Source organism: uncultured Mailhella sp. (assembly GCF_905187505.1).
Lineage (GTDB): Bacteria > Desulfobacterota > Desulfovibrionia > Desulfovibrionales > Desulfovibrionaceae > Mailhella.
The window spans coordinates 1-7,450 of sequence record NZ_CAJJIC010000121.1 but is presented as its reverse complement, the minus strand read 5'-3'; the positions used below and the strand labels follow the sequence as shown (position 1 = coordinate 7,450).

Annotated in this window: 6 protein-coding genes; 4 read left to right on the top strand and 2 right to left on the bottom strand. The window is 62.9% G+C overall.

What is annotated here, in order from left to right:
- Positions 1-55 precede the first annotated feature (55 nt).
- Positions 56-1,075 (bottom strand): tRNA glutamyl-Q(34) synthetase GluQRS, encoded by a 1,020-nt coding sequence (gene gluQRS / locus QZZ60_RS09595; RefSeq protein WP_295640885.1) that lies wholly within the window; start codon positions 1,073-1,075, stop codon positions 56-58.
- Complete coding sequence (gene hemW, locus QZZ60_RS09590) at positions 1,072-2,223, bottom strand: radical SAM family heme chaperone HemW (protein WP_295640883.1); 1,152 nt, start codon at positions 2,221-2,223, stop codon at positions 1,072-1,074. The genes gluQRS and hemW overlap by 4 nt, the downstream gene beginning before the upstream one ends.
- Before the next feature lie 619 nt (positions 2,224-2,842).
- Between hemW and QZZ60_RS09585 the strand changes: the two genes are divergently transcribed.
- The 4 genes from QZZ60_RS09585 (at position 2,843) to nadD (ending at position 7,123) form a co-directional block, all read left to right on the top strand.
- On the top strand, positions 2,843-3,154 hold the full coding sequence (locus tag QZZ60_RS09585) for a hypothetical protein (RefSeq protein WP_295640881.1): 312 nt from the start codon (positions 2,843-2,845) through the stop codon (positions 3,152-3,154).
- Complete coding sequence (locus QZZ60_RS09580) at positions 3,070-4,593, top strand: autotransporter outer membrane beta-barrel domain-containing protein (RefSeq protein ID WP_295640879.1); 1,524 nt, start codon at positions 3,070-3,072, stop codon at positions 4,591-4,593. The genes QZZ60_RS09585 and QZZ60_RS09580 overlap by 85 nt, the downstream gene beginning before the upstream one ends.
- Positions 4,594-5,162: 569 nt before the next feature.
- Positions 5,163-6,431, top strand: coding sequence for a glutamate-5-semialdehyde dehydrogenase (locus tag QZZ60_RS09575; protein WP_295640877.1), 1,269 nt, complete (start codon positions 5,163-5,165; stop codon positions 6,429-6,431).
- A 2-nt stretch (positions 6,432-6,433) separates the two neighbouring features.
- Positions 6,434-7,123: a nicotinate (nicotinamide) nucleotide adenylyltransferase gene (gene nadD / locus QZZ60_RS09570; protein ID WP_295640876.1), complete on the top strand. Its 690-nt coding sequence runs from the start codon at positions 6,434-6,436 to the stop codon at positions 7,121-7,123.
- Positions 7,124-7,450: the final 327 nt, after the last annotated feature.

Below are 7,450 nucleotides of genomic sequence, written 5' to 3'. Positions count from 1 at the left end.
GATCTGCCTTTCCTGTCTTTTCTGCCTTTCCTGCGTTTTCTGTGTTTTCTGTGTGTTACAGCCAGGCTTCGGGGGCGTTATGGGGGATGATGAGGGAGCCTTTAGGGAGGGCGTGCCAGGGGAAGGGTCCTTCGCGCATGATATTGTCGGCGAGTCTGGAGGGGGAGACGGGGGAGGGATCGGGCTGGAGGCCGGCGACTTTGGCGAAGAACCCGATGATGGAGGTTGGGGAGCAGCCTTTTTCTCGGAGGGCGGCGATGCTGAGGCTGTGGTGACGTTTAGCGAGGCGTTCGCCGTTTTCGTCGCAGAGCAGGGGGACATGGGCGTAGGATGGGGGGGGAGCGTCGAGGAGTCTGTAGAGCAGGAGCTGTCGCGGGGTGGAGAGGAGTATGTCTTCGCCGCGGACGACCTGGGTGACGCCCATGCGGACATCGTCCACGACGACGGCGAGCTGGTAGGCCCACACGCCGTCGGAGCGCCGGAGGGCGAAGTCGCCGCCGCAGTCTTTGAGGGGGATGTTCTGGGGGCCGAGGACGAGGTCATTGAAGGATTCCACGTCGTCGTCGGGGCAGAGAAGGCGGAGGGCGGGATGACGGCCTTCGGCCTCCTTTTGTGCGCGCTGTTCCGGGGTAAGGTGTCGGCAGGTACCGGGGTAGGCGGCTCCGGCATCGCCGAGGCCGTCCGAGGCGCCGTGGGGGGCGCCGGCCAGCATGCGCAGTTCCTTTCTGGTGCAGTAGCAGGGGTAGACGAGGCCTTTTGCCTTCAGGGCATCGAGGGCGCGTTCATAGAGGGGGCCGCACATGCTCTGGTGATAGGGGGCGTGCAGGCCGTGGGAGGAGCCTTCGTCCCAGTCGAGGCCGAGCCAGGAGAGGTCGCGTTCCATGGCGTCCATCCACTCGGTGCGGGAGCGGTCGGGGTCTATGTCTTCGTGGCGCAGGATGACGCGGCCGCCCGAGGCGCGGGCGCCGAGCCAGGCCAGGAAGAACGACCAGGCGTTGCCGAGGTGCATGAGTCCGGTAGGGCTCGGGGCGAAGCGGCCCGTGACGGTTCCGCCTGAAGAAGTATGCTGATTCATGCCGTAGTCTCCGGTTGTTGCGGGATGCGTTCAAAGCACTGTTCGATGACGGCGTTGGACACGAGCATTCCGCGGCGGGTAAGGGAGAAGCGACCGTCTTCCAGGCGGGCCATGCCCCGCCATTTGAGCTCTTCGATGAGTCCGCGGTTGTCGGCGACGAAGTCGCGGCCCGTGGTGCGTCGATATTCCTCCGTATCCAGTCCGGCGGACATGCGCAGTCGCAGCATGACCAGCTCTTCCACGCGTTCCACGAAGCTGAGTTCCTCCACGGTTCCGGCCTCACGGTTTTCCCTTACCGCAGTGCTCCATGCGTCGAGATCGGCGGGCTGGCTTATGCGTCTGCCGCCGAGAAAGCTCACGGCCGAGGGGCCCACGCCGAGATATTCCCTGCCCAGCCAGTAGCCCTCGTTGTGACGGCATCTGCGTCCCGGGCTGGCGAAATTGGAAATTTCATACTGCTCGTAACCTGCGCTCTCCAGCAGGGCTCCGCCCTCCTCGTACATGGCGGCGGACTCATTCTCACCGGGCAGGGCGAGCGCGTGCCGGGAAAGGTAAAGCGGGGTTCCCTCCTCAAGGGTAAGGCCGTAGCAGGAAAAATGTTCGGGGCCGAGGGCCACGGCCTCGGCAAGCTGCGCCTTCCAGCTTTCAAGCGACTCGCCGGGCAGCGCCCACATGAAGTCGAGACCTATGTTGTCGAACTTCGCTTCACGCAGCGCGTCGAAGGCCTTCAGCGCGCCCCTTTTGTCGTGCACGCGGCCCACGGCGGCAAGAAACGCGTCGTCCAGCGCCTGCACCCCCAGGGACACGCGGTTCACCCCGGCCGCGCGAAAGCCCGCCGCGCGCAGGGCATCCACGGAATCGGGATTGGCCTCCATGCTTATTTCCGCGCCGGCATCCAGAGAAAAGCATTCCGCCACCGTGTCCAGCAGACGCCCCATGACGGAAGGCGGCACGAGACTCGGCGTTCCGCCGCCGAAAAACACGGTCTCCACCGCAGGATGCCCCAGCTCCTCCGCCCGGCGGCGCAGATCCGCGGCCAGCGCGTCGGCCCACAGCCGCAGCGCCTCCCCCGAACCGACAGGTACGGAATAAAAGGCGCAGTACCGGCACTTGCGCCGACAGAACGGAACATGAACGTACAGCAGCATGATTCAAGCATGAAAAAAACGCGCCTCCCCGTCAAGCCCCGAAAGCCGAAAAGACCGCTTTCCCCGCAACTTCTCCGCCCTCCCCTCTCCTTCCGGCAAAGCTCTCCGAAAAAGCGCGCTCCCGAAACGTCCCTTCCACGCGTCATGCGTCCCTGTTCAATTATTCAACAATTCATGAATAGTGAACTTATGTCGTGCGTTTCTTCCTTCAAATCATTTTTATAGTCACCAATAAAAAATTTATCGTGCAACCATTGCTCCTTCAAATCTTTTTTATTGAATGAAAAACGGCGGAAAAAAAAGTTCACTCATGCATCAAAAAGCGTCATCAGCATATGACCACAGTCACATAACGACACTTTTTCCTCCTTATTTCTTTCATTTTTCTGACAATGCATTAAATTTCCTTTCCAACTCTTAAAACAGCTATTTTTTGCTGGCCTTTAATATAACTCCATGGTATTCGCTTTTTTTCACAAGGGGCAGATACCTGAAAAACATGAATTTTCAAGGCGCTGCCGTTTTTCGGAACTCAAGTCCCGCAACGCGTTTCCCCTCTCCGGCAAGGAGCGGAGAAACGCAGGCGCGGGGAAAACTCATTCACGGAGGCATGACAATCATGTTGAGCAGAAACGCCATGGGCAATCTCATCAACCGCTACGCTGCGGTGCTGAAGAAATGCCGCCTTCTGAACGTGTTCGGCTCGCTGGCCATGGGCTTTGAAAGCAAGTTCTTCGACCATGTGCCCGAATATCCCGACTTCGTGGTAGGCGGCGTGCCGGACGTCGGCCCGCCCGCGGAATTCACCCACAATCTCAAAAAGGAACAGACCGGCGTGTCCTGGGCGTGGCCAACGGCGCCGACACTCCCGCGCTGGTATACGCCGACAAGAACAATCCCACGGCAGAAAATCACGGCTCCGTGTGGGTGATGGCCTCGGAAAAAGGCGGCTACGCCGAAGCCATGGGCGGTCAGTACGGCACGGCCTTCACGCTGACCAACCACGGCTACATCTATGTGGACGGCACCACGGCTTCCGCCACCAAGGGCATGGGCGTGAACCCCGACGGCAAGGCCTTCAACGAAGGGCTCATTGCCGTGCGCAAGGGCAGCGCCATGGCGGACAATTCCGGCTCCGACGCCAAGACCATCGTGAACAACGGCATGATTTCCGTGGAAGACGCCGCAGGCGTGGGCATCTACTACCGCAAGGAAAACGCGGCCCGCGGCGAAGTGACCAACAACGGCACCATTCTCGTTTCCAACGGCGGCGCGGGCGTGGTCATCACGAACGACAAAAACGACGCTTCCTACAACGAAAAATTTTTCACCAACACCGGCACGATAGCCGCCGACGACAAGAGCACGGCCATTCTCGTGACCGGCACCGACAACGCCACCATCAATCTCAAAGGCGACAAGAGCCGCGTCGAGGGCCTCATCAGCCTGCAGGGCACGAACAACAACCTCGTCATGGACAGCGTGGGCTCCAAGGGCGCGGAAAACCTGTACGTCAAGGGCACGTTTGCCGGCAGCATAAGCAATCACAGCAACGTGGTCTTCACCGACAAGTCCGCCATCGCGCTGGACGATTCTCTCTCCGTGGACGAAACCTCAAGCGCCACGCTCGCCAACGTGACCCTGGCCCGGGGCCAGAACGCGCCGGACAGGGCGCTGGTGTCCGTTGCGGGAGGCGGCGGCAAGTCCGAAACCCGCGGCACTGCCTCGAGCGCAAGCAATTCCTACGGCTTCGGCGGCGTGAACCTGTACGCTGGCTGGAATCCGGGCAACCTGAACGTCACGGCCAGCGCGGGCTGGTCCATCGGCACCCACGATCTGACTCTGAATCTGCCCTCCTCCATGCACGTGGGGCCGCTTCGCGCCGACGTGGACACCACCGCGTTCGTGGCCGACCTGCGCGGCGAGTACCGCATATCCACGAGCGTGGCGGACATCACGCCTCACGCGGGCGTGCGCTACACCTCGCTCTCGACCGACAGCCACAAGGTGAGAACGAACGGTTCCACGGTGAATTCCGTGGCCTCCGACAGGCAGGACATCGTGCAGTTCCCCGTGGGCGTGACCCTGTCCAAAAGCGTGGACGTCTCCGGCTGGAACGTCACGCCGCTGCTCGACGTGTCGGTCATCCCCGCCGCCGGGGACAAGAACGGCACGACGAAGGTCTCCTACGCGGGCACGCACGTTGCCGACAGCGTGAACACCCGCATCATGGATTCCACGAGCTGGGCGGGCACGGTCGGCGTTCAGGCCGAAAAGGGCAACTTCGCCCTCGGCCTCAACTACGGCATGCAGGCCTCGAAGCACGAAAGCGATCAGAGCGTCAACGTGGGCATAAGCTGGAAGTTCTAGCGCGGAAGAGCAGCCTGGCTCCACGCCGGGGGAGGGAGCTCCCCCGGCCGGAACGCTTCCGCACCGTCAGTCTTCCCGCCCGAGACCGGCTCCGCGCGCGTCGGCGGAAGGAAGTTCCGCCTGCCGCGTGGCCGCCACGTCGGGGTCCCGGGAGACGCGCAGGCCTCCGGGAAACCGTTGCACGGCTCTTTCCCCAAACGTCGAGGCGGCGCGTTTAAACGTCGGCCGGGCTCTTTCCCTTCCGGGGCTTCTTTCAAACACGTCTTCCGCGCCCCTGCCGGGACTTTCCCGAAGCGCGGCCGATCCGCCGTCCGGCTCTCCTGCCGGGCGGCTTTTTTTTGCACCGTCCCCCGTCTGCCGGGACAAACGGCAGGCGAAAAAAACGGCCGGACTCCGAAAGCCGTCCGCCGTGACGGGCGGCTTTTTGCGTGTTCTGACGCGGCGTTCCGCACGTCTTTTTCACGCGTCTTTTTTGCGCTTCTTCCCTTCGCCCGACACATTAGGCTTTGACTCGGGGGCGGCTGATCCGTATGCTTGACGCAGTTTTTTTTTGCAAGGAGATGCGGACAATGGAAGAAAGAAACATACGCGAAGCCGTGCGGGAAGCCGGACGAAAGGCCAGGGAAGCGTCCCGGCGCATGGCGGCGGCAAGTCCCGCGGCGAAAAAATGCGCGCTGGAAACGCTGGCCCTTCTTTTAAAGGAAAAGGAAAGCGCGCTTCTTGACGCCAACGCTCAGGATCTCGACGCGGCCCGGCGCGCGGGTCTCGACGCTCCGCGCATGGACAGACTGCGTCTCACGCCGGCCATTCTGGCGGACATGGCCGAAGCCTGCCGCTACGTCGCCGACATGCCCGATCCCGTGGGCGCCATGGATTCCCAGTGGCAGCGGCCCAACGGTCTGCTCGTGGGCAGGATGCGCGTGCCGCTCGGCGTGGTGGCCATGGTGTACGAGGCGCGGCCCAACGTGACCGTGGACGCCTCCATTCTGTGCCTCAAGGCGGGCAACGCGGTCATGCTGCGCGGCGGCTCCGAAGCCCTCCATTCCAACGTGGCGCTCGCGAATCTTCTGCACGAAGCCCTCGACGCGGCCGCTCTTCCGGCGGACGCGGTGCAGTTCATCGACATCACCTCCCACGACGCGGTTTCCGAGCTGTGCCGCCTCGACGAATACGTGGACGTGCTCATTCCCCGCGGCGGCGAGTCGCTGGTGCGCGCGGTGACGAGTCAGGCCACCATGCCCGTGCTCAAGCACTACAAGGGCGTGTGTCACGCCTTCATCGACGAAAGCGCCGATCTTCCGCAGGCTCTTGACATCGTATACAACGGCAAGGTGCAGCGTCCCGGCGTGTGCAACGCGCTCGAGTGCCTGCTCGTGCACGAAAAGGCGGCGGCCGCCTTCCTGCCCATGGTGGCAGAAAAGCTCGGCGATGCGGGCGTGAGCTTCCGCGCCGACGCCGCCTCCCTGCCGCTGCTCGGCCCCTCCGCCGCGCCCGCCGCGCCCGACGACTACGGCCGCGAGTTCCACGACCTCATTCTTGCCGTGCGCGTGGTGCGCGACATGGACGAGGCGCTTGCCCACATCGCCCGCTGCGGCTCCAACCACACGGAAATCATCTGCACCACCAATCACCTGAACGCCATGCGCTTCCTGCGCGAAGCCGACGCCTCCATGGTGGCCGTGAACGCCTCCTCAAGGTTCAACGACGGCGGACAGCTCGGTCTCGGTGCGGAAATAGGCATCAGCACGTCCAAGCTCCACGCCTACGGGCCCATGGGCGTGAAGGAGCTCACCACCACCAAGTTCGTGGTGTTCGGTCAGGGTCAGGTGAGGAAGTAGCCATGGGCGGCACCGGCCTGCTCGGCGGCACCTTCAATCCCGTGCACAACGGGCACGTGCGCCACGCCATAGAAGTGGCCGAAGCGCTGGGCCTTGAGCGCGTCATGCTCATGCCCTGCGCCACGCCCCCTCACAAGGAAAGCGCGGGCCTGCTGCCCTTCGGACTGCGCGTCGATCTTCTGCGCGCCGCGGTGGGGCACATTCCCTTCCTCGGCGTGGAAACGCTGGAAGGCGAGCTCGACGGTCCCTCCTATACCTGGCGCACCCTGCGCGAATGGGCCCGCCGTCATGAGGGCGAGCCGCTTCCCTTCTTCATGATGGGGGCGGAATCCTTCGCCGCCCTCGACACCTGGAAGCACGGTCTGGAACTGCCGCACTTCGCCCACCTCGTCATGGTGCCCCGAAACGGCGACGACGGCAGCGTGTTCCATGAAAGCATACGCGCCTTCTGGCCCGGCAGCATTCCGCCGGACTGCGACGTGCCCCTGGGCCGCGAAACCGTGAACCTCAAAGGCGGGGGCATGTGCACCTTCCTGCCCGTGCCGCGACTCGACATAAGCTCCACCTTCATCCGCGCGCGCTGGAGATCGGGCCGCAGCCTCGCCGGACTCATGCCCGAAGCGGAACTTGCCGTGCTCACGCGCCGCGCCGCAGAAGTGTCCGACTGCTGGGCCGCCGCCAGAGTGCGCTGAACCTTGAAGCGCGCGTCGGCCTCGTCCGCCGGGCGCGCCTCCGGACGAAGCCGACGGACGAAACCGCCGGGCGAAGTCGACGCCCTTTTCCCCCGTCAAAACATCCATCATCAAATAATCCGGCATGTTGAAAGCGCCGTCCTCCTCTGGAGCGACGGCGCTTTTTTTGTCTCCGGGCCCGGATGTTCCGCCCGAAGAAGCGCCGTCATGATGACGGCTTTTTACTGCATAAAAAAAACTGACAGTATTATATAATGTTTTTTTTCTTTAATTTTAAATTTTTCACCATGAAAAAAATCTTCCTTGCCCCGTATGCGACACGCGTTC